We start from the raw sequence: 23,130 nt of genomic DNA on the forward strand, positions 1-23,130 counted from the left end.
CTCAGCACAGGTTCATGCCCAGTTGCATGATCGCCAGCCCGCTCGAGCGCCAGGCCCAGAAAACCAGCGCGAGCACCGCGAATACAGCCAGCGCTGCCAGGGCGAAGGCGGGCTTGAAGGTCATGCCTGGGCTCCTTGCAGACGCGCTACGGGTTGCTCGCGAACCGGCCAGTTGAGCGCGGCGGCAAGCACGCTGAGCAGAATGGAGATCTGCCAGACCAGATCATAGCTGCCCGTGTGGTCGTAGAGGTAACCGCCGAGCCAGCCGCCCATGAACGAACCCAGCTGGTGGAACAGAAACACGATACCGCCGAGCATCGACAGGTTGCGCACGCCGAACAGGGTCGCCACGGTGCCATTGGTCAGCGGCACCGTGGACAGCCACAGCAGCCCCATGGCGATGCCGAAGGCGTAGGCCGTCCATACGCTAAGCGGTACCGTGATGAACAGCGTGATGACCACACCGCGGGCCAGGTAGAGCGCGCTGAGCAGCCGCGGCTTGGAGCGGCGCCCGCCCAGCCAGCCGGCAATGTAGGTGCCGAACACGTTGAACAGCCCCACGAGCGCCAGCACCGTGGTGCCGACGATGGCCGGCAGATGCTGGTCGACCAGATAAGCCGGCAGGTGCACGCCGATGAACACCACCTGGAAGCCACAGACGAAAAAGCCCAGCGCCAATAGCCAGAAACCGGAATGGCTGCAGGCCTCGCGCAGCGCCTCGCCCAGGGTCTGCTGGGGCCCCTGGCTGACCTGCGGGCGATCCTTGATCATCAGCGCCAACGGCACGATCAACGCCACCATCATGCCCAAGGCAATCAACGCAGCCGACCAACCCAGCCAGCCGATCAGCCCCAGGGTGCCCGGCAACATGGCGAACTGGCCGAAGGAGCCGGCCGCCGCGGCGATGCCCATGGCCATGCTGCGCTTCTCCACCGGCACGGCCCGACCGACGACGCCGAGAATCACCGAGAACGAAGTGCCCGACAGACCGATGCCGATCAGCAGCCCGGCGCTCAGCGACAACGACAGGGGCGAGTCCGCCAAGCCCATCAGCACCAGACCCGCTGCATAGAGCACGCCGCCAACGATGATCGCCCGCTGCGCACCGAAACGGTCGGCCAGGGCGCCGGTAAACGGCTGTGCGATGCCCCAGATCAGGTTCTGCAAGGCGATGGCGAAAGCGAACACGCCACGCCCCCAGCCGAAATCCGCGCTCATCGGCGACAGGAACAGGCCGAAGCCGTGACGGACGCCAAGGGACAGGGCGAGGATCAACGAAGCCCCCAACATGATCCAGACGCTGGTGCGCCAAACCGAATTCATTGCATTTCCTTTTGTTGTAGGTCGAAACGGAAAACGGCAGTGGCGCCGCCCTGCCCCGTCAATCCAGGCTGGCGAGCAGTTCGTCCAGCGCTTGCAGATGATGAGGTTGTAGCCGGTGCTTGAGTTCGAGCTGCACACCCTGCCAGGCATCCAGCGCCTCGGCGAGTAGCTTCTCGCCTCTTATAGTCAGGCTCACCAGGCGATTGCGCTGATCGGCGCCGTCCGCCAGGGCCACCAGGCTGCGCCCTTCGAGCAGCCTGAGGTTGCGACCCAGCGTGCTGCGTTCCAGGCCCACCGCATCGGCCAGATCAGTGATGCTCGGCTGATCGAGCCGTTGCAGGTGGCGCAGCAGAGAATACTGGGCAACGCTCAGCCCGACACCGCTCAGGGCGTCGTCATACAGCTTGCTGACGCCACGACTGGCGCGACGCAAGCGAGTGCACAGGCATTCGGTCGGCAACATGGATATAGGTATATACCCGTAATTTGGCTTTAACAAGCTATGTGCTGCCGAATCGGGCGAAAGCCGAACACGGTGTCTTTCGAGCTCAAATCCTGTTCACGATCTTTATGCGCTGAAGCGGTAACTACACGGCAGGAGCAGAGACTCAAACCAGCCTGTGGGAGCCCCGACCTCGGGGCGAAACGATTGCAGTCTGACTGCCTATTTCGGCGGTGCCTGAGCGAATCGCCGCGAGGTCGCGGCTCCCACAATGGATCGGATAACGGCCGTTTCCGCCCCACTTAGCTGCCAAAATCGGCGGACCTGGGCCGGAAGATCATGCACAGGCTCTTAGCTGACCTGCAGCGCCGCAGCGAGCAGCACCGTGCACTCGATCACTTCCAGCAACGCACCCGCCGTATCGCCGGTCGTGCCGCCCAGGCGCTGCAGCATCATCCGGCGCAGCCAGAGAAAGACGCCCGCTACCGCCACCATCACCCAGAAACCGCCGAGCAGCAGGCCAAGCAACGCGGTCATAGCCAGCACGACCGTGGCGCTGGAGCGCGGCAGATGAGTCTTCAGTGCATCGCCGAGCCCACCGGGCCGCACGTAGGCCGTGCAGAGAAACAGTGCCAGAAGCGCCCCTCGCCCCAGCACCGGCGCCAGCAGCAATACGAGGTGATCACCCTGTTCGAGCAGCGCCAGCAAGGCGGTGAACTTGAGCAGCAGCAGCAATGCCAGCACCACTACGGCGATCGGGCCGCTACGCGGATCCTTCATGATCGCCAGGGTACGCTCGCGATCACCGAAACCGCCCATCCAGGCATCGGCGCTGTCGGCCAGGCCATCGAGGTGCAAGGCACCGGTCAGGCCCACCCACAGAGTCAGCAACAAGGCCGCCTGCAATGGCACCGGCGCACCGTCGAGAAGATGAGCGGAAACGATCAAAAACCCACCGATCACCACGCCTACCACTGGGTAGAACAGCAGCGAACGGCCCATCTGCTGCGGCGTGGGCATGCCCGCCAGGCGCACCGGCAAACGGGTGAGAAATTGCAGGGCGATCCACAATGGCGTCATGGTAGCTCCCGCAACCCGTGCCCATCGAACTGCAGGTGCACGCGCTGGCCGTGGGCCACGCTGACCTGCAGCAGTTGCTCGCGCGGTAAGCCCCGCGCCCTGGCCAGCAACAGGCGCATCACGCCGCCATGGGTGACCACCAGCAGTTGTCGTTCACGATACTCGGGGTGTAATCGTTGCAGCGCATCCAATACCCGCGTTTCAAAAGCCGGCAGTGACTCGCCGCCCGGTGGCGTGAACGCATAGGGATCGGCCCAGAAGCGGCCAAGATCATCCGCATCGGTTTCCATCAGTTGCGCGGCCGTGCGCCCTTCCCATTCACCGAAATGCAGTTCCTGCAGACCCGGCTCCAATTGCAGCGGCAAGCCGCGGGCAGCCGCCAGCTCTTCGGCAAAACGCGCACAGCGCTGCAGCGGCGAGCTGACCAGCGCATCCCAGTGCTCATCAGCCTGCACGGCCGCGCGCAACTGCGCCCAGCCTGCCTCGGTCAGGGCATCGTCGAGGCTGCCACGCAGGCCGCCACCCTGCTCGGTTTCGCCGTGGCGCAGCAGATGCAGGATCAAGCCGGGCGATCCGCAACCGCTGCTTCGGCGAAGGTGGCCATGCCGTTATGCAGCGCACAGGCCAGGCGCAGCATCGGCACCACCAGCGCCGCCCCGCTGCCCTCGCCCAAGCGCAGCCCCAGGCTGACGATCGGCGTGGCCTGCAGCGCGGCGAGCAGGCGCTGATGTCCGGGCTCGGCGCTCTGGTGGGAGAACAGCAGCCAGTCGCGGCAGGCCGGGTTCAGGCGCACTGCCAGCAAGGCCGCGACGCTGCAGATGAAACCATCGACCAGCGCCACCACGCCCTGCTGGGCGCAGGCCAGGTAGGCGCCGGTCAGCGCGGCGATCTCGAAGCCGCCGAGGCGCCGCAGGGCCTCGATGGGCTGATCGGCGGCGCCCTGGTGCAGCTTCAGGGCCGTTTCGATCACCTGCGCCTTGTGGGCAACGCCGGCCGCCGCCAGGCCGGTGCCCGGCCCTACCAGCTCGCCGACCGGGCAATCGAGCAGCAGGCAGGCCAGCGCTGTGGCGGCGGTGGTATTGCCGATGCCCATTTCGCCGCCGATGAACAGCTCATGGCGCTGTTCGGCAGCCCGACTCACGCTGTCGCGCCCGGCCTGCATGGCGATCAACGCCTGAGCCGGGGTCATCGCCGCCTCGCGCATCAGGTTGGCGGTACCCGCGCCGACTTGCAGATGACGCACGCCCGGCAACGGTTCGAGCGGCTCGGCAGTGCCCAGATCGGTCACTTCCAGGGCAGCGCCCAACTGACGGGCCAACACGCTGATCGCCGCGCCGCCGGCAACGAAGTTGCGCAGCATCTGCCCGGTCACCGCCTGCGGATAGGCAGAGACGCCCTCGGCCACCACGCCGTGGTCGCCGGCAAAAATGGCGATCCACACCTTGTCGATCAGCGGCCGCTCACGGCCCTGTAGCGCCGCCAGGTGCACCGCCAGGCGCTCCAGCTCACCAAGCGAGCCGGCCGGTTTGGTCAGTTGGGCCTGGCGAGCCGCGGCCTTGTCGCGCGCCACCGGGTCCAGCGGCTGCGTGGGGTTGAGCCACCAGTCGAGGGTCATAACGGGTCTCCCTTGAGAATCATCGGCAAGCCGGCCACGGTAAACACCACGCGCTCGCAGCGCTCGGCAACGGCCTGGTGCAGCAAACCGGCGGCATCCACGTAACGGCGGGTCAGCTCGCCCATCGGCACCACGCCGAGGCCGGTTTCGTTGCTGACCAGAATCACCCGACCGGGTAAGGCTTGCAGGCCCGCCAGCAGTGCGTCGCACTCGCAGCTCAGGCGTGCTTCGTCCTCCAGCATCAGCAGGTTGGTCAGCCAAAGGGTCAGGCAGTCGACCAGCAGGCAACGCCCTGGCGAAGCCTGTTCTTCGAGCACTCGCGCCAGCGCCAAAGGCTCCTCGACCAGCCCCCACTCGACCGGGCGGCGGTCACGGTGCGAACGGATGCGGCTGTTCATCTCGCCGTCGAGCGGCTGGCTGGTGGCAACATAGACGACCTCCAGCCCGGACTCGGCGGCCAGGCGCTCTGCCAGGCGGCTCTTGCCCGAGCGGGCGCCACCCAGAATCAGCTCACGCATCTAGCACGCCTCCTCGTCCAGACCGCAGAGCGCACGCAAGGCGGCTTTATCCAGATGGTTTTCGACCAGATCGGCGAGGCGCTCGATGTCGCGCTCGCGCAGCGCGTGGTAATCCACGGTCTGCACGTCACGCAGCCCGGCCCAACGCAGCAATGCGCTGCACGCCGCCGAGGACTCGAACAGCCCATGCAAATAGGTGCCCATGACCTGGCCATCTTCGCTCGAAGCGCCGTCGCTGCGGCCATCGTCGAGCCTCACGGCGGCGCGCTGCAGGCCGGCGCCGGACGTCACCCCGGCATGGATTTCGTAGCCGCTGATGGCGGCATCGTTCAGGCACAGCCGGCCACTGACGTTGCGCAGCTGTTTGTGCGGTTCCAGCACGGTATCGATCTGCAGCAGGCCGAAACCGTCGCTTCCACCCGCCGGCCCTTCCAGCCCTTGCGGGTCCTCGACCCGGCGCCCGAGCATCTGCAAGCCGCCACAAATGCCCAGCAACTTGCCGTCGTAGCGCAGGTGCCGGTCGATGGCCGCCGCCCAGCCGCCGCTGCGCAGGAAGGCGAGGTCGGCGCGTACGCTCTTGGAACCGGGCAGGATGATCAGGTCGGCCGGCGGAATGGCTTCGCCGGGGCCGACGAAGGTCAGCTCCACCTGTGGGTGCAGGCGCAGCGGATCGAAATCGGTGTGGTTGCTGATCCGCGGCAGCACCGGTACCACTACCTTGAGCACCTGATCGGCCTTGCTCACCTGACGCCGGTCGATGGCGTCCTCGGCCTCCAGATGGAAATCCATCAGGTACGGCAACACGCCCAACACCGGTTTGCCGGTGCGCTGCTCGAGCCAGTCCAGCCCCGGTTTGAGCAAGGCGATATCACCGCGAAACCGGTTGATCACGAAGCCCTTGAGGCGCGCCTGCTCACTCGGCGAAAGCAGCTCCAGCGTGCCGACCAGATGCGCGAAGACGCCGCCCTTGTCGATATCGGCGATCAGGATCACCGGGCAGTCGACCGCTTCGGCGAAGCCCATGTTGGCGATATCGTTGGCGCGCAGGTTGATCTCGGCCGGCGAGCCGGCGCCCTCGACCATCACCACCTGGTGGTTCGCCCGCAGGCGAGCGTGAGACGCCAGCACCGCTTCACGGGCGACGCGCTTGTAGTCGTGATAGGCCACGGCATTCATGTTGCCGACGGCCTGGCCATGGATGATCACCTGGGCGCCGGTGTCGCTGTTGGGCTTGAGCAGCACCGGGTTCATGTCGGTGTGCGCCGGCAGGCCACAGGCCTGGGCCTGCACCGCCTGGGCCCGACCGATCTCGCCACCGTCGGCGGTCACCGCGCTGTTGAGCGCCATGTTCTGCGGTTTGAACGGCGCCACGCTGATGCCCTGGCGCTGCAACCAGCGGCACAGAGCGGTCACCAGGGTGCTCTTGCCCGCATCCGAGGTGGTGCCCTGCACCATCAGGGTGGCGCCGGCTTGCAGATGACTCATCGTGCCTCCTCGGCAAAGACCTTTAGCGCCGCGGCCAGGCGCTGCCAACCGGCTTCATCGGGCGGCAGGCCGAAACGAATGCTGGCCGGGCGCTCGAACAGGCGAGTGAAGATGCCATTGCAGGCGAGGAATTCATGCAGCAGCGCAGCGTGCTCGCTGGCGATCCACTGGAACAGCGCACAGCCACCGGTGGGCGCCAGACCATGCTCACGCAGCAGGCTGGCCAGGCGCTGGCCATCATTACTCAGGCGCTGGCGCTGGGCTTGCTGAGCAGCCTTGTCTTCGAGCATCCGGGTCGCCAGCCAGCGGGTCGGGCCGCTGATCGTCCAGGGCCCGAGCATTTCTTCCAGCTCATCGAGCAGCGTGCGCTCGGCCAGCACGAAGCCCAGCCGGGCACCGGCCATGCCGAAGAACTTGCCGAACGAGCGCAGCACGATCAGCCCTGACAATTGCGCATGGACCGCCAGGCTTTGCTCCGGGATGCAGTCGACAAAGGCTTCGTCGACGATCAGCCAGCCGCCCCGCTCGGCCAGACGCGCATGCCAGGCATACAGCTGCTCGGGGGAAAACCGCCGCCCGGTAGGGTTGTTGGGGTTGACCAGCAAGAGCACGTCGATCCGTTCCAGGGCGCGATTGACGCCGGCCTCGCTGATCTCCAGCACCCGATGCCCTTCACGCTGCCAGGCCGCCGCGTGCTCGGCGTAGGCCGGCGAGACGATGCCGACCCGTGCCTCGCGGCGCAGCCGCGGCAGGCACTGGATCGCCGCCTGGGAGCCGGCCACTGGCAGCAGGTCGGCAGCGCCGTAATAGGCGCAGGCGGCGGCTTCCAGACCGTCGTCCTGCTCCGGCAGGCGGTTCCAGGCTTGCGCGGGAATTTCCGGAAGCGGCAGGCCGTATGGCGCCACGCCGGTCGAAAGGTCCAGCCAGTCGCCCAGCGCAATACCATAGCGAAGCGCCGCCTTGCGCAACCGCCCGCCGTGCTCAAGCAATGCACACCTCCACGATCAGCATCAGCAGCAACCAGAGCAGCACGCCGCCCCACACCAGGTTCATCGCCCGCTCGATATCCCGCGCCCGTGGCGGCGGGCCTTCGCCCAGCTCGGGGCGCTGGTGCAGCTCACCGTGATAGACCGCCGCGCCGCCGAGGCTGACGCCCAGCGCACCCGCTCCCGCTGCCATCACCGGCCCGGCGTTGGGGCTGTCCCATCGTGGTGCCTGGCGCTGCCAGCAACGCATCGCCAGGGCGCTGTGACCCAGTACGGCATAGGTCAGCGCCACCAGCCGGGCCGGCACGTAATTGAGCAGATCATCGATCTTCGCGGCGGCCCAGCCGAAGCGCTCGAAGCGCTCGTTGCGGTAGCCCCACATGGCGTCCAGGGTGTTGCTCAGGCGGTACAGCACCACACCCGGCGCCCCGGCGACGAGAAACCAGAACAGCGCGGCGAACACCGCATCGCTGCCGTTCTCCAGCACCGACTCGGTACCCGCACGGGCCACGCCAGTGGCGTCCAGGTCCTCGGTACGTCGGCTGACCATGTAGCCCACTCGCTGGCGCGCCACCGGCAGATCACCCAGGCGCAGCGCCTGGGCCACCGGCTGGGCATGCTGATCGAGGCTGCGCAGCCCCAGGGCGGCGTAGAGGACGACGATCTGCACCAGCCAGCCGATCCACGGCAGTTGCACCAGCAGCACGGTAAGCAGCGTCAACGGCAGCACCGCCAGGCACCAGGCGCTCACGCCATGGCTGCGCCAGCCACCACCGGATGGGTTGAAGCGCTGCTCCAGGCGGTTGGCCAGCTTGCCGAAACCCACCAGCGGGTGCCAGCGCTTCGGCTCGCCGAGGGCGGCATCCATAGCCACGCCCGCGACAGCGCTGAGGATCAGGCTCATGGACGGTTCTCGTTATTCATGCTGATCCCAACGATCCTCGAACAGCAGTTCGTGCAGCGGCCGCACTTGCGCCCAACCTTCCTGGGCCAGCATCGGCGCCGGGTAAAAGGCCTGCACCGGCCCCAGGCAGAGCACCGCGACCGGCTTGCTGCCCGGCGGCATGCCCAGCAGCTCGGCCAGGGCGACGGGGTCGAACAGCGACACCCAGCCCATGCCCAGGCCTTCGGCACGGGCCGCCAGCCATAGGTTCTGGATCGCGCAGGAAAGCGACGCCATGTCCATTTCCGGCAAGGTGCGCCGGCCGAACACGTGGGCCTCGCGGCCTTCCATCAAGGCCGCCACCAGCACTTCGGCGCAGTCGCGAACGCCCTCGACCTTCAGCCGCATGAATTCGTCGGAGCGCTCGCCCAGTGCCTCGGCGGTCAGCTGGCGCTCGCGCTCGACCAACTGATAGATGGCTTCACGCAGCGCCGGCCGGGTGATGCGGATGAAACGCCACGGCTGCATCAAGCCAACGCTGGGCGCCTGGTGCGCCGCTTCAAGCAGGCGGGCGAGCAACTCGGGCGCGACCTCGCCACCACTGAAATGGCGCATGTCACGGCGCTCGGCAATGGCGCGGTAGACCGCGGCGCGCTCCTCGGCGCTGAAGGCGTGCGCGGTCATGGACGAAACAACGCCGCAGCGGCTGGCGGATTGGAAGGCAGGTAGAAATGAATATAGGACGCGGTCAGGCGCTCGAGTCGGAACACCGCCTCGCTGACCGGCTTGTCGTTCGGGCAGTCCCCGCGGGCCAGCGGCTGCAGCGCAGAGTCCAGGCACGAGTGGTGATAACTGTGCCCGCGCAGCACGCCCTCGGGCAGTTCGACACTCTGCAGGGCCAGGGCAACCAGACGCTTCTGCATCTGCGCAGTGCCAGGCAGCAGACCGGCCAGCTCGGCGCGCTCGCCAGCGACATCGCTCAGCGACTCGAGCAGATACAGCATGCCGCCGCACTCGGCGAGCAGCGGCTTGCCGGCCTGCTGATGGGCCTTGATGGCGTCGATCATCGGCCGATTGGCGGCCAGCGCCTGCAGATGCAACTCCGGGTAGCCGCCCGGCAGGTAAAGGCTGTCCACGTCGGGCAGCGCCTCGTCGGTCAGCGGGCTGAAGAACGTCAGCGTCGCGCCCATCTGCTCGAGCAGGTCGAGATTGGCCTGGTAGATGAACGCGAAGGAAGCATCAAAAGCCACACCGATGCGTACGCCAGCGAGCAGCGGCGCTACCGATTCGGTCGAGGGCGCGGCGAAGGTCACCGGCGGCGGCAGCGTGATCGTCGCCGTCTGCTCCAGAGCATCGGCCGCGGTATCCAGGCGCGTATCGAGGTCGACGAGTTCGCCAGCCTGCACCAGGCCGAGGTGCCGGCTGGGCAGTTCGATGGCCGCACGGCGTGGCAACGAGCCATACCAGCGGATCGAAGCCGGCAGGCTGTCACGGATCAGGTCGTTATGGCGACCCGGATTGACGCGGTTGCCGAGCACGCCGGAGAACGGCAGGTCAGGCTGGTAGCTGGCCAGGCCGACGGCCAGGGCGCCGAAGGTCTGGGCCATGGCCGAGCCATCGATCACCCCGAGCACCGGCACACCGAAACGGCGCGCCAAGTCAGCTGCCGACGGCGAACCGTCGAACAAGCCCATTACCCCTTCGATCAGAATCAGATCGGCCTCGCCAGCGGCTTCCCAGAGCAGGCGGCGGCTCTCGGCTTCGCCGACCATCCACAGGTCCAGCTGATAGACCGGGTTGCCGCTGGCGCGGGAAAGAATCATCGGGTCGAGAAAGTCCGGCCCACACTTGAACACCCGTACCCGCTTGCCTCGTCGGGTGTGCAGGCGCGCCAGGGCAGCAGTGACGGTGGTCTTGCCCTGCCCCGAGGCGGGCGCGGCGATCACCAGGGCCGGGCACTGCCGTGGCGCCCCAGGCTCGGCGGAAAGCGCATCTGTCGTGCTCAAAATTCCACGCCCTTCTGCGCCTTCACACCGGCCTTGAAGGCATGCTTGACCAGAGTCATTTCGGTCACCGTATCGGCCGCTTCGAGCAGGGCTGGCGGTGCGCCACGACCGGTCACCACGACGTGCTGCAGCTCCGGGCGCGATTCGATATCGCGCAGCACCACGTCCACATCCAGGTAGCCGTGCTTGAGGGCGATGTTCAGTTCGTCCAGCACCACCAGGGCGATCTGCGGATCGTTCAGCAACTGCCTGGCAACATCCCAGGCCAAGCGTGCCTTCTCGACATCGCGCTGGCGATCCTGGGTATCCCAGGTGTAGCCCTCGCCCATCACGTGGTAGCTGACTTCATCGGGAAAGCGCCGGAAGAAGTGCTCTTCGCCGGTGGCCATGCCGCCCTTGATGAACTGCACGACGCCGACTTTCAGGCCATGGCCGAGCGCACGGGCAACCATACCGAAGGCCGAACTGCTCTTGCCCTTGCCGTTGCCGCTGTGCACCAGCAGCAAGCCGTATTCTTCCTGGGCCTGGGCGATCTTTTCGTCCATCAGCGCTTTCTTGCGCGCCATGCGGGCGTTATGGCGCGCGTCGCGCTCGGCCGATTCGCGGCTGGGGGATGGGGTCGATTCGCTCATGGGATCTCCTCGGCGCCAGCAAGCTCGCGCGGTTCGAGCACGTATCGGTGCCCGACGATAAAAACGATCACGCAGGAGCAGGCAGGGGCTGGCCCTAGGGCCGCGCACCGGCCGCGCCCACCGCGCAACCTAAGGAAAAAGCGACAGGCCGGTCTCCGGGCTCACGAGTGCCGCGTTCACAGAACACGACGAACCACGCCGCCTTCCCGCATCGAAGATACAGTGGCCAGAAGCATGGTTGGGCTCGTTTACCGTTGCGGGGGCAGCGTCGGCATTGCTCGCTTGGCGGCAGCGCACCGACTTCCCAGTTTCACCCCTGGCCGAGACCAGGGACACCTGAAGCAGGTCGCAAAGGGTAAGGACTGACGGCATAAGCGTCAATCGGAGAGTCAGCCATGTAGCGCTGCTCTGGGCGACGGCAGCTCAGGGATGGCTGGCAAGCTCCACCGGAAAAACGCGCTTGGCTTCGATATAGGTGCGCTGCCAGTAACTGTTGCCGAGGCTGTCCAGGCGGACGGTGCCGCCCGATGACGGCGCATGCACGAAGCGCCCCTCACCGACGTAAATGCCGGCATGGCTGACCTGCCTACCACCGCTGGTAGCGAAGAACACCAGGTCACCACTGCGCAGGGAATCGCGGCCGATGGTCGGCGCGCGCATGCTGATCAGCTCGCGGGTCGAGCGTGGCAGGCTGATGCCGGCGGCATCACGGTACACGTAGCCGATCAGGCCGCTGCAATCAAAACCGCTGTCCGGCGTGTTGCCGCCGTAGCGATAAGGGGTACCCACCAGACCGAGCGCACGAAACAGCACATCATCCGCGCCACCCTGATAGGCACCGGGAGCAGGCATGACGACGACAGGTTTCGGAGCAGGTACGGGCGCCCGGCTGGAACAAGCACTGAGCAGTGCCGCGAGCAAGAGGAAGGCGATGCGGATGGTGGCAGTCATGGACGGACGATCCTGGAGCCTGAATGCGCCCTACTCTGCCGCGTTCACAACTGCAGTGCAAGCTTTAGCTTTACGCTGCAGTCACTTGAAAACATTAAAATTGTTGCCCGACCGACTCGATCAGGCAACGATTTATCAGTGCTGGGAGGCCAGATGCTCGGTCGGCGCCAGCGCCAGAACGCGCTTGGCTTCGATGAACGTACGCTTCCAGTAGCCATCATCCAGGCTGTCGATGCGCACGCCACCGCTGCGGCTGCTGGAGGAATGGATGAACTGATCGTCACCCAGGTAGATGCCTGCATGGCTGACGCGGCCACGGCCGGCGGTGCTGAAGAACACCAGATCACCCGGCTCGAGCGCCTTGCGTTCGACCAACGGAGCATCGATGTTGATCATGTCGCGGGTCGAGCGCGGCAGTTCCATGCCCAGCTCCTCGCGGAACAGGTAACCGATGAAGCCACTGCAGTCGAACCCGGTCTTCACCGAGTTGCCACCGAAACGGTAGCGAGTGCCGATCAGGGAGATGCCCTTTTCCAGCACGCTGTCGGCCAACTGCGGCAGCTCATAGGGTGCGTGATCGGCGAATTCGGCAGCGGCGTCGTCTGCACCGGCATCGGCCTGATCGAGAGCGGGCGCTACTACGACTGGCCTGGCAGGCAAGGAAGCCTGGGCCGACGGCGCATCAATCTGGGATTGTGGAGCATGGTTAGCGCACGCGGCGAGAACCATTGTGAGTGCGAGAGGCACGAGGGGTGCGAAGCGTTGGCGCATGGGCACGACCGTGGCATGAAAATTGATCAGCCGCGACTATGCCCGCTAACGGGATCATTTGCAAATATTATGATCAGCAATGTGACTCAGTAGTTCCGGGAAAACATCTAAGGCCCGCTTTTCCAGCCTGAAGTCAACCAGTGCGCTGACGTCCGTGTGCGACAAATTGACCTCGACCGTGACCTTGCCCGAACGGCGCGCCTGTATCAGCGGCTCGGCTATATAAGGAAAGCTGGCGCTGGTTCCGACACTGATCACCAGGTCGAAGCCCTCCCGCATCTGCCCATATAGACGCTCTACGGCCAGTGGCGGCAGCCGCTCGCCGAACAACACTACGGGTGGCCGCAACACCCCTCCACAGGCCACGCACATAGGCGGCAGGGGTCGCTGCAGATGCTCGCCCAACCGCTCGTCGGTTTCCCGGCAAACCTGGCAATACAGGGGCGCCAATTCACCGTGAATCTCGATCAAGCGATCGTCGGGGCTGCCGGCCAGGCGATGATAGCCGTCGATGTTCTGGGTCAGCACCCAGCAATCCGGCTTGAGCGTCTGCAGCTCGGCTATCGCCCGGTGGGCGGCATTGGGCTGGGCGCCCAGGCAAGCGCTGCCAAGCTGCGCCAGATACTTCCAGCACAGCGCCGGATCGCGGCGCAGCATGTCGCCGGACATTGCCACCTCGATCGGCACACCGTCATCGGTATGGTCGTTGTAGAGGCCGCCGATGCCGCGGTAGGTCGGCAAGCCGGAATCGGCCGATATTCCCGCCCCGGTGATGATCAGGATGCGCCGGGCATCGATGAACGCTGACACCAGGCGCTGCAGTTGCGCCGCCATCAATGGTTGACCGTGTGCGCCAGCATCACTGAAAGCTGACACATCGGCCTGCCGCTTTCTGCATGCCACTGATTGAAGGCGGCCTGAACCGCCGCCCGGTCGCGCTGGCTATTGGGCGTCTTGTCGATGATCTTCTGGGCCTTGAGGGCGGCGACCATGTCATCGCTGGGGATGAAGGTATCCTTGCCGACCATGCGCAGGAAACGCGGCGCGGAAAGCCCGCCCAACTGGCTGCCTTGCTTGGCCAGCCAGTGCCAGAGACCGACGATATCGGTCACCGGCCAATCGGCGATCAACGCGCCAAAGGCGAAACCCGGCTTCGGCGTGCCGGCCTTCGCGGCAGCGGCAGGCCCGCTCAGCGCACCACACTCCACGTCGAGAATGAACTGCGCATTGCGCGGCACGCTCTTGAGCTTGCCCAGATGGCGAATCAACCGAGCATCCTGCATCAGACGCTCCAGGCGCTCGCCGCCCATCAGCACGACCTTTTCCGGATCGAAGCCGAAGAACACTTCCTCGAAGGCCGGCCACTTGGCATCGACCAGGCTGTGTTTGAGGCCAGCCCGGAATATGCGCAGGCTCATGATGGACAGGTAGCGATCATTACCCAGCGCCCGTAGCTTTTTGTCGGAGACGGGCTGCGGCAGGCGCGCCTCGAGTGCCTCGAGCGAGCCGAAACGGTTCACGCAGTATTCATGCAGCCATCGATAATCGTGCATCGCTTGGAGTCAGCCCTCGAAATTACAGGTTCATCACGTTCAGAAAGCGCGGCGTGGCCTGCTCGTCGATCTTCAGGCTGGTGAAATCGAACAGGTTGCGGTCAGCCAGTTGCGAAGGCACCACATTCTGCAGGGCGCGGAACATGATCTCGGTACGCCCCGGCGACTTTCGCTCCCACTCCTGCAGCATGTCCTTGACCACCTGGCGCTGCAGGTTTTCCTGGGAGCCGCACAGGTTGCACGGGATGATCGGAAATCCCTTGAGCGTGCTGTAGGCCTCGATATCGACCTCGCTGCAGTAGGCCAGCGGGCGAATCACCACGTTGCGGCCATCGTCGGCACGCAGCTTGGGCGGCATGGCCTTGAGCGTGCCGCCATAGAACATGTTGAGAAAGAAGGTTTCGAGGATATCGTCACGGTGGTGACCGAGGGCCATCTTGGTCGCGCCGATCTCGTCGGCAAAGGTGTACAGCGTGCCGCGGCGCAGGCGCGAGCACAGCGAGCAGGTGGTCTTGCCTTCCGGAATCTTTTCCTTGACCACCGAGTACGTGTCTTTCTCGACGATGTGATACGCCACACCGATGGACTCCAGGTAGGCCGGCAACACGTGTTCGGGGAAGCCGGGCTGCTTCTGGTCCATGTTCACTGCGACGATCTCGAAGTTGATCGGCGCGACCTTCTGCAGGTGCAGCAGGATGTCGAGCATGGTGTAGCTGTCCTTGCCACCGGACAGACAGACCATGACCTTGTCCCCCTCCTCGATCATGTTGAAGTCGGCGATGGCCTCGCCGGCCTGACGACGCAGGCGTTTTTGCAGCTTGTTCTGATTGACCGAGAGGGTGCCCATGGCGCGCAAGAATCCGCTATAAGTACTGAAGCCGCGCATTTTACCCAGAAAACGAGGCGCACCCCAGCTACAAAACGGCTAACCGTCGGCATGCCGACGAAACCGGCCAACAACACACCCTCTCATCGACCAAGGAAAGCCGATGAACCAGGAAACCTTACCCGGCAGCCGGCTGCTCGATTTGCTGGAGGCCGCGCCCGAAGGGCTCTCCGAGTACGAACTGATGCTGCGCCTGAGCCGCTGGCAGGGTCGTGACGAGCGCCTGCCGAGCGACACCCTGGAACTGTTTCGCAGCCACTTTCTGCTCTTCCATACGCTGTATCGGCTGCGCGACGAGCTACATGCCGCGGGCCGCGCGTCATTGCAGATAAGCCCGTTATGCATACGCTTGACGCCTTATCAGGCGGCAGAGAGCGCCTTGAGCGAACAGGAGCCACTGCGCGAGTACTACCTCGATCTCGCCCACTTGCGTGACACCGGCGCTGAGGATGTCGAGCAGATGCTCGGCGCCTTCTGGGTGCGCCTGCACGGCGCGGAAGATCGGCAGCAGGCCCTGGCGGCGCTGGAGTTCGACGAGCAGGCTGGCGAGCTTGACCTGGGCGTCATCCGTCAGCGCTACCGGCAGCTGGTCAGCCTTCATCACCCGGACCGAGGCGGCTGCACGCAGCGCCTGCAGCGCATCAACAGCGCCATGGAAACGCTGCAGCGCTACTACCGCTGAGAGCCTGTTCATAATCTTTCGGTCCAGGCTCGCCTATTTTTTGTAGCTAAGAGGCGCAAAAGGCCGTTCGCCAATCCACTGTAGGAGCGGGCCATGCGCGCGAAAAATCGCGGGCATGGACTGGGCGTCCCCGCCCGTTCCTACAGATACTGCGCCGATGACCGCTTCCGCCTTGTAGCTGCCGCTTCATGCGCATATAGATCTTGAACAGCCCCTGAGGCCACCGCTCGGCTCCTGGCCCTGCAGCGGGCGCTGATCTGCGGCATAATCGACGCCAGTTACCCGCCCTCGAAGCCGCCATGCCCGATCAGATCCACACCCGCGTCGAAGCCTGTTACCAGCAGGCGGAAGCCTTCTTCAAGCGGCGCTTCGTCCGCCCGCAGGTGAGCTTCAAGCTACGCGGGCAGAAAGCCGGCGTGGCGCATCTCACCGAAAACAAGCTGCGCTTCAACCCGCAGCTGTATCGCGAGAACCAGGAAGACTTCCTGCGCCAGACCGTCGCCCACGAAGTGGCCCACCTGATCGCCCACCAGCTGTTCGGCCTAAGCATCCAGCCCCACGGCGAGGAATGGCAGTTGATCATGCGCGGCGTCTACGAACTGCCGCCGCACCGCTGCCATACTTATGACGTGAAGCGCCGCCAGGTCAGCCGTTTCATCTACCGTTGCCAGTGCCCGCAAGGCGAGTTTCCGTTCTCCGCCCAGCGCCACGCGCTAGTGGCCAAGGGGCGCCGCTACTTCTGCCGACGCTGCAAGATCACCTTGCAGTTCACCGGCGAACAGCGCGTCGAGTAGCCTCAGCCCTGCAGACGCTGAAAGGCGCGCAGCAGTGCTTGACTGAGATCCACGCTGGAGAATTTGGTGAGCACGTCGTTGGCACCTACCGAGCGGGCCTTCTCGGTGTTCATGGTGCTATCCAGTGAGGTGTGCAGCAACACGTAGGTGTCGGCCAGTTGGCTGTCTTTACGGATTTGCTGAACCAGGGCATAGCCGTCCATTTCCGGCATCTCGATATCCGAGACCAGTACCTCGACGGGTCGCCCCTCCTCGCGCGCGCGCTTGAGCACTTCGAGGGCGCTGGCCGCGCTGCGCACGGCCTCGCAATCGAGGTCCAGCTTGCGCAAGGTCATCAGCGTCTGCTGAATCGCCACCTGAGAGTCGTCGACCACCAGCACACGCCGCCCTTGCAACAGCTGGCGCTCGACCGGGGTGAGCAACTCCACGTTGACGTCTTCCAGCGGTGCCGGGGCGATTTCATGCAGCACCTTCTCGATATCGAGAATCTGCACGATGACCCCATCGATCTGAGTCACGCCAGTGATGAACGCGCGCGTGCCGGCCCCCGAAGGTGGCGGACGCACGTCGCGGGTCGGGCACTGCACGATACGCTCGACGCTGTGCACGTGCAGGCCCTGCCGCGAGCGGCTCAGCTCGGTGACGATCAGGCAGCCTTCGCCGGTATCGCTGCCGCCGCGCTCGCCGATCGCCCGGGCCAGATCGATCACTGTGAGCGCCGAGCCACGCAGGGTCGCGACGCCACGCACATGAGGATGTCGGCTGGGCATCTTGGTCAGGGCGGGACAGGGAATGATCTCGTTGACCTTGAGCAGGTTGATGCCCAGCAGGCGGCCGTTATGCAACCGAAACAGCAGCAGCGACAGCGCGTCGCCGAGCACCATGTTCATACCCGTATATCCCCATCCATCAAAAACGAAAAAGTGGCCCGGCGGCATGGCGCCCGGCTCGTTGCTCTAAGGCAGTCGGTCAGCCTAGAAAGGCGGCGACCTGTGGCGCATCGAATGGCCAGTGCAGCTCGGCGCCGCTGTCCACACGCCGCAACACCGGAATCACCAGGGCATAGCGCTCCAGCAACCCCGGCCCATCGACGATATCCACCAGCTCGACCAGAAGGCCGTTTTCCACGAATGGCATCAGCACGGCTTCCGCGTAGTCACACAGGTGACAGCCGAGCGTGCCGAGCAACTGGCATTCAGGGAGCATGGTCGAGGCAGCCTGCAAGGTGATGGAACCTTGAGTTTATCACCTCGAACGACTTGCTCAGGCCTTCTCGCTGCCCTCGCCTTGCGGCGGCGCCAGCGTCGAACCCAGCAGGCCCTGCAAGCCATCGAGCAAGCGCCCGTTGACCTGCTCGGCCTTGTCCAGGCGACCGGCATCGAAGCGGTCGTCCAGCGAGAACCCGCCCTTGAGCAGATCCTGCAGCAAGCTCTTGCCATCACTGACCCAGGCGTCGGCATTACGCAGGGCATCGAGCAGACCCTGGGCGTAATCGGTCAGCGCACCATTGACGGCACTGGCCGGCTGCCCGCCCTGGCTGGACACCGAACCATAGGTGTCGGTGGCCTGGCGTACGCTGGTCTGGGTCAGGCGCAGGGACATGGAGGCCAACTGCGAGCTGTCCATGTCCAGCGCCATGGCGCGGTCGAAGGCGCCGGCCATATCGCCTGAATAGAAGGAGTTGGACAGGTCCTGCACCTGAGAGAACAATTTCTCCAGTGCGGCCTTTTCCTGATCGTCCAGCTCGCCCTCTACTTCGACCTGCCAACCGCCGATCTGCAAGCTGCCGGACTGACTGTTCGCACCCTCGGTACGCGACCAGGCTGCCGAAGCCTGGGCCACCGAAACGCGCAGACGGTCGCCGTCACGGGTGGTGATGTTGAGCTCGAAACTTTCCGCCACCGCGGCGAAGCGATCGCTGGATGTGGGCGCTACGCCGTTGCCTTCACCCGCGCTCGGTACGGAGCCGTAAAGCTTGTCGAGCCCGGCGAAACCTTGCTGGATGCGTTTGAAGGTGTCGTCGATATCGCTGGCGATCTTGTCCTTGAGCACACCCATGCCGTCGAGGATCTTGCGCGCCTCGTCGAAGCCTTTCTGCACACCGGAGCGGGCCTGATCGAGCAGTTGCTGCAGCTTCTCGGGGCTGGCGCCGGATGCCGCCTCGCTCTTGAGCCGTTGTTCGACGAAGCCCATGACGCGATCGGCGACCTTCTCCGGCGAGAAGTCGTCCTGCTTGGCCGTCAGCGAGCCGGGCGGCAGGCCGAGGCGCTCGGCCAGGCGATTGGACAGCGCCGCCTGGGCGTCGGCCGCATTGCGAATGGTGGGCTGACCGCCGAGTTGTGGCGAGCGGCCTGTCGTGTTGGTCGACAGCGGGATTGAGATAGCCATGGCAAGTCACCGAAACGGAGCATGTCCAAGGTTGACGGCAGCCCTCGGCGAAAGTTTAGGGTTGGCTTTCAAACAATCGACCCAACGGTAACAGGCTCAATCCTGGCTCACCGAACCAATCTTGTGAATCGACAGATCGGCGCCGTAATACTCCTGCTCCTGGCTCAGGCGAATGCCCACCAACTGTTTAAGTAGTCCGTACACCGCAAAGCCGCCAAGCAGCGCCACGGCGACGCCAGCCAGGCTGCCCACCAATTGGCTGGCGATGCTCACGCCGCCGAGACCGCCCCACAGCGGCTGGCCGAAGATGCCGCAGGCGATACCGCCCCAGACGCCACACAGTCCGTGCAGCGGCCAGACGCCGAGTACGTCATCTATCTTCCATTTAACCTGTGTCGCGGTGAAGGCCCAGACGAACAGCGCACCGGCGATGGCGCCGGTGAACAGGGCGCCCACCGGATGCATCAGGTCGGAGCCGGCGCAGATGGCGACCAGCCCCGCCAGCGGACCGTTGTGCAGAAAGCCCGGGTCATTGCGACCGACGATCAGCGCGGCCAGGGTGCCGCCCACCATCGCCATCAAGGTGTTGACGGCCACCAGCCCGCTAATGCTGCCCAGGGTCTGCGCGCTCATCACGTTAAAGCCGAACCAGCCGATAATCAGTACCCAGGAGCCCAGTGCCAGGAAGGGAATGCTCGACGGCGCCATGGCCACCAGGCGTCCGTCGCGGTAGCGGCCATGGCGGCGCCCCAGCAGCACCACCGCGGCAAACGCCAGCCAGCCGCCGACGCCATGAACGACCACCGAGCCGGCGAAGTCGTGGAACGGCGCACCGAAGGTCGTCTGCAGCCAGGCCTGGAAACCAAAGTTGCCGTTCCAGATCATGCCTTCGAAGAACGGGTAGACGAACGCGACGATCAGGGCGGTGGCGCATAGCTGCGGGCCGAAACGCGCACGCTCGGCGATGCCCCCGGAAATGATCGCAGGGATCGCTGCGGCAAAGGTCAGCAGAAAAAAGAATTTCACCAGCGCGTAGCCATTGCCCTCGACCAGTACGCTGGCCGGGTGCAGGAAGCTGACCCCATAGGCGATCCAGTAGCCGACGAAGAAGTAGGCGACGGCCGAGATCGCGAAATCCGAAAGGATCTTGGATAGCGCATTGACCTGGTTCTTCTGCCGCACGGTGCCGACTTCCAGAAAGGCGAAGCCGGCATGCATGGCCAGGACCATGATGGCGCCGATCAGGATGAATAAGGTGTTCGAGCCATGAATCAGGGTTTGCACAGCACTGTCGAGGTTTTCCATCGAAGCACAGACTCCGCAGCGAAAAGCACCAAAAAGGAACACCAGCCCAGCAAGAAGCACCATTTATAAGCACGCCATCTCACTTCCCTGCGCACCCATTGGGAGCGCATCGCCATCACGGCGCTCCGTCGCCCCGCCTTTTCAAAACTTATTCTTGGTTTATCAATTAGTTAATAAGGCACCAGACAGATGCCAGGAAGAATGCCGAGCACCATAACCATGCATGTCGGCCTGCTTCGCCGTTCGCCAATGCAATGCCTGTGCCCCTCTGCGCGGTCCCGCATCCGTCCCCGGCAGATAGAGTGAACCTGCCAGGGGTGCGCCACTCGAACCCCTTACACCGCCTCATACCTACAGGAGATTGATCAATGGCCCGCCCACTCCCCTCGCGCCCCGTAGCTCCAGCCAACAAGGAAGAGCTGCTCGAAGAGTTCCAGGCACTGGTACGTGACACCGAAACCCTGCTTCAGCATTCGGCCAGCCTGGTCGGCGACCAGGCCGAAGAGCTGCGCGCGCAGATTCGCGACAGCCTTGGCCGTGCGCGCACCACGCTGAAGAACACTGAAGAAACCGTGGTTCAGCGCGGCCGTGCGGCCGTGGGTGCGACCGAAGACTACGTGCAGACCCATCCGTGGCAGACCATCGGTATTGCCGCTGGCATTGGTATACTGATCGGCATGCTCATTAGCCGACGTTGATCAGGACAGCACATGGATGACAGCCAGACAGCAGCACCTCCCAGCCGCGGCCCCTCGCCACGGCGCCTGGCCGGTGCGCTGCTCGGGCTGGTCCACGGCCATGTCGCGCTGTTCAGCGAGGAGTTCCGGGAACAGCAGGCGCGCACCGTCACCCTGCTGATCCTGACCGGCCTCTGCGTCCTGTTCGGCCTGCTGCTGATCATCGGCCTGTCGGCTGCCTTGCTGATCGGCTTCTGGGACACTCACCGAATTCTGGTCATCACCCTGCTCTGCCTGTTCTATGCAGCCGGCCTGCTGGTTTGCGGCTGGAGCCTAGTGCAGCGCATGCGTAATGCCCCGGCACCTTTCAGCGCCAGCCTCGAAGAATTGGCCCGCGACCGCGAGCAACTGCTGCCATGAGCGACAAAAATACCCAGGAACTGCGCAAGACCATGTTGCGGCTGCGCCTGGAGATGCACCGCCAGGAAATTCGCTATGAAACCCAGGTCATGCTGGAGCCACTGCGCAAGGCCAAGGATTTGGGCACTCACTGGCGCCAGGAACTCAAAGGTAGCCACGCACCAATCTGGATCACCGGCGGCGTATTCGCCCTGACCGTCCTGGGTATGCGCGGCGGCCAATGGCGCCGCTGGCTGCGCGTGGCGCTCGCCGCGTTCCCTGACCTGCGCAAACGCTCGCCTGGCCATGAAAGCGAAAAGCCAGCAGAAAAATCCGATCAGGCCTGAAACTGGCCATCTTCTTGCTAGGAAAGAGCACGAAAAAGCCTGGGTAACGCCTGGCTAACCTGCCCTTCTCACTAAGGATGTGCCCGGTGCTCGACGGTCAACCTACCGCCGTCTTCCAACCTTTCATCGATACCGCTACCGGACAGATCGCCGGCATCGAGGCCCTGGCTCGACTGCGCGACTCCGCTGGCCATCTGCATTCTGCTGGACCGCTGTTCGCCGATCCGAAAACGCCCGCCGCGGCCTTGCGCAGGCTGGACCGAGCAATTCGTGAGCAGGCGTTCATGCGCTTTCATGACGCGCCGCCCGACTGGTTCCTGAGCGTGAACATCTCGCCACGCTGGATTGGTCGTCTGCGCCCACAGCAGGCGCTGCCGAGCCTCAAGCAGCTGGCAAGCAGTGGCGTCGATCCCACTCGCGTGGTGTTCGAGATCACCGAACTGGGCGGCGCCAGCCAGCGCCTGGCCGCAGTGGCCGCGCGCTACCGCGAGGCCGGCGTGCGTATCGCCATCGACGACTTCGGCGCCGGCTACTCGCAGCTCGACCGCGTGCTGGCACTGCGCCCCGACATCCTCAAACTGGACATGCGCCTGTTCCAGGAAGCGGCCCGGGGCGGGCCCAGCGGCGAAGTGGTCAAGGCGCTGGCGATGATGGCGGAAAAGACCGGCTGCTGGATCATCGCCGAAGGCGTGGAAACCGAAGCCGAACTGCATTTCGCCCTGGAGTGTGGCGCCCGCTACGTGCAGGGCTATCTGTTCGCCAGGCCGGAGCTGGGTTTTTTCGACAGTGGCGCATTCGTCGATTGCTTCGCCCGCCTGCGTGACGCCTATGTGCAAAAGAAACTCGCCGACCGCATGCAACTGATGACCCTGCGTCGCCAGCTCGCCGAGCTGTTCACCCAGCTCAAGCATAGCCCCGAGGGGCTCGCACCAATGGTGACCCCAGGCGCCTACCCCTGGCTGATTCGCCTGTACCAGTGCGACCGCCATGGCACGCAGATCACTCCCAACCTGGAATGGCGCGACGGCGCCTGGCAGGCCGACGATCGCTACCTGGGCCACAACTGGTCATGGCGCCCCTACTTCTATCAACTGCTTGCCGAAGGCTGGGAAGAGCGCCGCTTGATCCTCTCCAACACCTACCGCGACGCCACCACCAACCAGTACTGCCTGACTGCCGGGCAATTCATCGATAACGGCAGCCGCCTGCTGCTGGTCGATATCGACGCCAGTGGACTTTAGGATCGATACGAAAAGTCTCCGAGCGACGGTCAGGCAAGGCAAAAATCTGTGAGGACGCGCAGTTTAGGTATTGTAAATGAGCGCTCCGAACGGGTTTTTAGCGAAGCATCACCGAGCGCAGGTACTTTTCGGACAGAGCCTTGTGGATACGGCCTTGCAGTTGCGG

General features: G+C 64.7%; 28 protein-coding genes and 1 riboswitch. Of the genes, 6 read left to right on the forward strand and 22 right to left on the reverse strand.

The features are described 5' to 3' along the window. Position 1 precedes the first annotated feature (1 nt). The 18 genes from BVH01_RS24995 to ttcA all read right to left on the reverse strand — a co-directional run bounded on the left by BVH01_RS24995 (position 2) and on the right by ttcA (position 15,092). Positions 2 to 124, reverse strand: coding sequence for a hypothetical protein (locus BVH01_RS24995; RefSeq protein ID WP_256562758.1), 123 nt, complete (start codon positions 122 to 124; stop codon positions 2 to 4). After that, positions 121 to 1,323, reverse strand: coding sequence for an MFS transporter (locus tag BVH01_RS13020; RefSeq protein WP_075930701.1), 1,203 nt, complete (start codon positions 1,321 to 1,323; stop codon positions 121 to 123). Before BVH01_RS13020 ends, BVH01_RS24995 begins: the two co-directional genes overlap by 4 nt. A gap of 58 nt (positions 1,324 to 1,381) precedes the next feature. Then, entirely contained in the window at positions 1,382 to 1,786 is a 405-nt protein-coding gene (locus tag BVH01_RS13025) for a MarR family winged helix-turn-helix transcriptional regulator (RefSeq protein ID WP_075930702.1), read from the reverse strand. A 330-nt stretch (positions 1,787 to 2,116) separates the two neighbouring features. Then, positions 2,117 to 2,845: an adenosylcobinamide-GDP ribazoletransferase gene (locus tag BVH01_RS13030; RefSeq protein WP_075930703.1), complete on the reverse strand. Its 729-nt coding sequence runs from the start codon at positions 2,843 to 2,845 to the stop codon at positions 2,117 to 2,119. Further along, positions 2,842 to 3,408, reverse strand: coding sequence for an alpha-ribazole phosphatase (gene cobC, locus BVH01_RS13035; RefSeq protein WP_075930704.1), 567 nt, complete (start codon positions 3,406 to 3,408; stop codon positions 2,842 to 2,844). The genes BVH01_RS13030 and cobC overlap by 4 nt, the downstream gene beginning before the upstream one ends. Beyond that, positions 3,405 to 4,460 (reverse strand): nicotinate-nucleotide--dimethylbenzimidazole phosphoribosyltransferase, encoded by a 1,056-nt coding sequence (cobT, locus tag BVH01_RS13040; protein ID WP_075930705.1) that lies wholly within the window; start codon positions 4,458 to 4,460, stop codon positions 3,405 to 3,407. Before cobT ends, cobC begins: the two co-directional genes overlap by 4 nt. Beyond that, positions 4,457 to 4,978 carry a bifunctional adenosylcobinamide kinase/adenosylcobinamide-phosphate guanylyltransferase gene (gene cobU, locus BVH01_RS13045; RefSeq protein ID WP_075930706.1) on the reverse strand — a complete coding sequence of 174 codons (522 nt, stop codon included), beginning with the start codon at positions 4,976 to 4,978 and terminating at the stop codon, positions 4,457 to 4,459. Before cobU ends, cobT begins: the two co-directional genes overlap by 4 nt. Then, entirely contained in the window at positions 4,979 to 6,463 is a 1,485-nt protein-coding gene (locus BVH01_RS13050) for a cobyric acid synthase (RefSeq protein WP_075930707.1), read from the reverse strand. Then, the gene (gene cobD, locus BVH01_RS13055) at positions 6,460 to 7,452 is read right to left on the reverse strand and encodes a threonine-phosphate decarboxylase CobD (protein ID WP_075930708.1); all 993 of its coding nucleotides are present in this window, start codon (positions 7,450 to 7,452) and stop codon (positions 6,460 to 6,462) included. Before cobD ends, BVH01_RS13050 begins: the two co-directional genes overlap by 4 nt. Beyond that, positions 7,445 to 8,353, reverse strand: a complete 909-nt coding sequence (cbiB, locus tag BVH01_RS13060; protein WP_075930709.1) for an adenosylcobinamide-phosphate synthase CbiB — start codon at positions 8,351 to 8,353, stop codon at positions 7,445 to 7,447. The genes cobD and cbiB overlap by 8 nt, the downstream gene beginning before the upstream one ends. A gap of 12 nt (positions 8,354 to 8,365) precedes the next feature. Next, a complete protein-coding gene (gene bluB / locus BVH01_RS13065) occupies positions 8,366 to 9,016 on the reverse strand; it encodes a 5,6-dimethylbenzimidazole synthase (protein ID WP_075930710.1) in 651 nt (216 codons plus the stop codon). Further along, positions 9,013 to 10,338 carry a cobyrinate a,c-diamide synthase gene (locus BVH01_RS13070; protein ID WP_075930711.1) on the reverse strand — a complete coding sequence of 442 codons (1,326 nt, stop codon included), beginning with the start codon at positions 10,336 to 10,338 and terminating at the stop codon, positions 9,013 to 9,015. The genes bluB and BVH01_RS13070 overlap by 4 nt, the downstream gene beginning before the upstream one ends. Then, on the reverse strand, positions 10,335 to 10,970 hold the full coding sequence (gene cobO / locus BVH01_RS13075; protein ID WP_075930712.1) for a cob(I)yrinic acid a,c-diamide adenosyltransferase: 636 nt from the start codon (positions 10,968 to 10,970) through the stop codon (positions 10,335 to 10,337). The genes BVH01_RS13070 and cobO overlap by 4 nt, the downstream gene beginning before the upstream one ends. Positions 10,971 to 11,098: 128 nt before the next feature. Further along, positions 11,099 to 11,325: riboswitch (cobalamin riboswitch) on the reverse strand. 68 nt (positions 11,326 to 11,393) lie between these two features. Further along, on the reverse strand, positions 11,394 to 11,921 hold the full coding sequence (locus BVH01_RS13080; RefSeq protein WP_075930713.1) for a C40 family peptidase: 528 nt from the start codon (positions 11,919 to 11,921) through the stop codon (positions 11,394 to 11,396). Between the two features lie 135 nt (positions 11,922 to 12,056). Then, positions 12,057 to 12,692, reverse strand: coding sequence for a C40 family peptidase (locus BVH01_RS13085; RefSeq protein WP_075930714.1), 636 nt, complete (start codon positions 12,690 to 12,692; stop codon positions 12,057 to 12,059). 54 nt (positions 12,693 to 12,746) lie between these two features. Further along, positions 12,747 to 13,526: an NAD-dependent deacylase gene (locus tag BVH01_RS13090; RefSeq protein ID WP_075930715.1), complete on the reverse strand. Its 780-nt coding sequence runs from the start codon at positions 13,524 to 13,526 to the stop codon at positions 12,747 to 12,749. Next, positions 13,526 to 14,245: a DNA-3-methyladenine glycosylase I gene (locus BVH01_RS13095; RefSeq protein ID WP_075930716.1), complete on the reverse strand. Its 720-nt coding sequence runs from the start codon at positions 14,243 to 14,245 to the stop codon at positions 13,526 to 13,528. Before BVH01_RS13095 ends, BVH01_RS13090 begins: the two co-directional genes overlap by 1 nt. Before the next feature lie 22 nt (positions 14,246 to 14,267). Then, positions 14,268 to 15,092: a tRNA 2-thiocytidine(32) synthetase TtcA gene (gene ttcA / locus BVH01_RS13100; RefSeq protein WP_075930717.1), complete on the reverse strand. Its 825-nt coding sequence runs from the start codon at positions 15,090 to 15,092 to the stop codon at positions 14,268 to 14,270. 142 nt (positions 15,093 to 15,234) lie between these two features. On the opposite strand from ttcA, the gene BVH01_RS13105 reads away from it, so the two are divergent. Both BVH01_RS13105 and BVH01_RS13110 read left to right on the forward strand, forming a co-directional pair. Then, the gene (locus tag BVH01_RS13105; RefSeq protein WP_075930718.1) at positions 15,235 to 15,813 is read left to right on the forward strand and encodes a DNA-J related domain-containing protein; all 579 of its coding nucleotides are present in this window, start codon (positions 15,235 to 15,237) and stop codon (positions 15,811 to 15,813) included. 299 nt (positions 15,814 to 16,112) lie between these two features. Continuing rightward, on the forward strand, positions 16,113 to 16,607 hold the full coding sequence (locus tag BVH01_RS13110) for a SprT family zinc-dependent metalloprotease (protein ID WP_075930719.1): 495 nt from the start codon (positions 16,113 to 16,115) through the stop codon (positions 16,605 to 16,607). 2 nt (positions 16,608 to 16,609) lie between these two features. Here BVH01_RS13110 and BVH01_RS13115 read toward each other — a convergent pair whose 3' ends face one another. The 4 genes from BVH01_RS13115 to BVH01_RS13130 form a co-directional block, all read right to left on the reverse strand. Next, complete coding sequence (locus BVH01_RS13115) at positions 16,610 to 17,497, reverse strand: chemotaxis protein CheV (protein ID WP_075930720.1); 888 nt, start codon at positions 17,495 to 17,497, stop codon at positions 16,610 to 16,612. Between the two features lie 79 nt (positions 17,498 to 17,576). Continuing rightward, positions 17,577 to 17,813 carry a glutaredoxin family protein gene (locus BVH01_RS13120; protein ID WP_075930721.1) on the reverse strand — a complete coding sequence of 79 codons (237 nt, stop codon included), beginning with the start codon at positions 17,811 to 17,813 and terminating at the stop codon, positions 17,577 to 17,579. A gap of 57 nt (positions 17,814 to 17,870) precedes the next feature. Then, complete coding sequence (locus BVH01_RS13125; RefSeq protein ID WP_075930722.1) at positions 17,871 to 18,995, reverse strand: DUF5610 domain-containing protein; 1,125 nt, start codon at positions 18,993 to 18,995, stop codon at positions 17,871 to 17,873. Between the two features lie 96 nt (positions 18,996 to 19,091). After that, the gene (locus tag BVH01_RS13130; RefSeq protein WP_075930723.1) at positions 19,092 to 20,300 is read right to left on the reverse strand and encodes an ammonium transporter; all 1,209 of its coding nucleotides are present in this window, start codon (positions 20,298 to 20,300) and stop codon (positions 19,092 to 19,094) included. Positions 20,301 to 20,668: 368 nt separating this feature from the next. On the opposite strand from BVH01_RS13130, the gene BVH01_RS13135 reads away from it, so the two are divergent. From BVH01_RS13135 to BVH01_RS13150, 4 genes are all read left to right on the forward strand, one after another. Next, on the forward strand, positions 20,669 to 20,998 hold the full coding sequence (locus tag BVH01_RS13135; RefSeq protein WP_075930724.1) for a YqjD family protein: 330 nt from the start codon (positions 20,669 to 20,671) through the stop codon (positions 20,996 to 20,998). Positions 20,999 to 21,010: 12 nt separating this feature from the next. After that, positions 21,011 to 21,397 (forward strand): phage holin family protein, encoded by a 387-nt coding sequence (locus BVH01_RS13140; RefSeq protein WP_075930725.1) that lies wholly within the window; start codon positions 21,011 to 21,013, stop codon positions 21,395 to 21,397. Beyond that, positions 21,394 to 21,723 (forward strand): hypothetical protein, encoded by a 330-nt coding sequence (locus BVH01_RS13145; protein WP_075930726.1) that lies wholly within the window; start codon positions 21,394 to 21,396, stop codon positions 21,721 to 21,723. Before BVH01_RS13140 ends, BVH01_RS13145 begins: the two co-directional genes overlap by 4 nt. A gap of 86 nt (positions 21,724 to 21,809) precedes the next feature. Then, positions 21,810 to 22,964: an EAL domain-containing protein gene (locus tag BVH01_RS13150; protein WP_075930727.1), complete on the forward strand. Its 1,155-nt coding sequence runs from the start codon at positions 21,810 to 21,812 to the stop codon at positions 22,962 to 22,964. Positions 22,965 to 23,130: the final 166 nt, after the last annotated feature.

The organism is Pseudomonas sp. PA1(2017) (assembly GCF_001945375.1).
Lineage (GTDB): Bacteria > Pseudomonadota > Gammaproteobacteria > Pseudomonadales > Pseudomonadaceae > Aquipseudomonas.

Coding starts and splice junctions, on each gene's coding strand:
- BVH01_RS24995 (WP_256562758.1), bottom strand. CDS start 124: ATGACCTTCAAGCCCGCCTTCGCCCTGGCAGCGCTGGCTGTATTCGCG.
- BVH01_RS13020 (WP_075930701.1), bottom strand. CDS start 1,323: ATGAATTCGGTTTGGCGCACCAGCGTCTGGATCATGTTGGGGGCTTCG.
- BVH01_RS13025 (WP_075930702.1), bottom strand. CDS start 1,786: ATGTTGCCGACCGAATGCCTGTGCACTCGCTTGCGTCGCGCCAGTCGT.
- BVH01_RS13030 (WP_075930703.1), bottom strand. CDS start 2,845: ATGACGCCATTGTGGATCGCCCTGCAATTTCTCACCCGTTTGCCGGTG.
- cobT (WP_075930705.1), bottom strand. CDS start 4,460: ATGACCCTCGACTGGTGGCTCAACCCCACGCAGCCGCTGGACCCGGTG.
- cobU (WP_075930706.1), bottom strand. CDS start 4,978: ATGCGTGAGCTGATTCTGGGTGGCGCCCGCTCGGGCAAGAGCCGCCTG.
- BVH01_RS13050 (WP_075930707.1), bottom strand. CDS start 6,463: ATGAGTCATCTGCAAGCCGGCGCCACCCTGATGGTGCAGGGCACCACC.
- cbiB (WP_075930709.1), bottom strand. CDS start 8,353: ATGAGCCTGATCCTCAGCGCTGTCGCGGGCGTGGCTATGGATGCCGCC.
- bluB (WP_075930710.1), bottom strand. CDS start 9,016: ATGACCGCGCACGCCTTCAGCGCCGAGGAGCGCGCCGCGGTCTACCGC.
- cobO (WP_075930712.1), bottom strand. CDS start 10,970: ATGAGCGAATCGACCCCATCCCCCAGCCGCGAATCGGCCGAGCGCGAC.
- BVH01_RS13080 (WP_075930713.1), bottom strand. CDS start 11,921: ATGACTGCCACCATCCGCATCGCCTTCCTCTTGCTCGCGGCACTGCTC.
- BVH01_RS13085 (WP_075930714.1), bottom strand. CDS start 12,692: ATGCGCCAACGCTTCGCACCCCTCGTGCCTCTCGCACTCACAATGGTT.
- BVH01_RS13090 (WP_075930715.1), bottom strand. CDS start 13,526: ATGGCGGCGCAACTGCAGCGCCTGGTGTCAGCGTTCATCGATGCCCGG.
- BVH01_RS13095 (WP_075930716.1), bottom strand. CDS start 14,245: ATGCACGATTATCGATGGCTGCATGAATACTGCGTGAACCGTTTCGGC.
- ttcA (WP_075930717.1), bottom strand. CDS start 15,092: ATGGGCACCCTCTCGGTCAATCAGAACAAGCTGCAAAAACGCCTGCGT.
- BVH01_RS13105 (WP_075930718.1), top strand. CDS start 15,235: ATGAACCAGGAAACCTTACCCGGCAGCCGGCTGCTCGATTTGCTGGAG.
- BVH01_RS13110 (WP_075930719.1), top strand. CDS start 16,113: ATGCCCGATCAGATCCACACCCGCGTCGAAGCCTGTTACCAGCAGGCG.
- BVH01_RS13115 (WP_075930720.1), bottom strand. CDS start 17,497: ATGAACATGGTGCTCGGCGACGCGCTGTCGCTGCTGCTGTTTCGGTTG.
- BVH01_RS13120 (WP_075930721.1), bottom strand. CDS start 17,813: ATGCTCCCTGAATGCCAGTTGCTCGGCACGCTCGGCTGTCACCTGTGT.
- BVH01_RS13125 (WP_075930722.1), bottom strand. CDS start 18,995: ATGGCTATCTCAATCCCGCTGTCGACCAACACGACAGGCCGCTCGCCA.
- BVH01_RS13130 (WP_075930723.1), bottom strand. CDS start 20,300: ATGGAAAACCTCGACAGTGCTGTGCAAACCCTGATTCATGGCTCGAAC.
- BVH01_RS13135 (WP_075930724.1), top strand. CDS start 20,669: ATGGCCCGCCCACTCCCCTCGCGCCCCGTAGCTCCAGCCAACAAGGAA.
- BVH01_RS13140 (WP_075930725.1), top strand. CDS start 21,011: ATGGATGACAGCCAGACAGCAGCACCTCCCAGCCGCGGCCCCTCGCCA.
- BVH01_RS13145 (WP_075930726.1), top strand. CDS start 21,394: ATGAGCGACAAAAATACCCAGGAACTGCGCAAGACCATGTTGCGGCTG.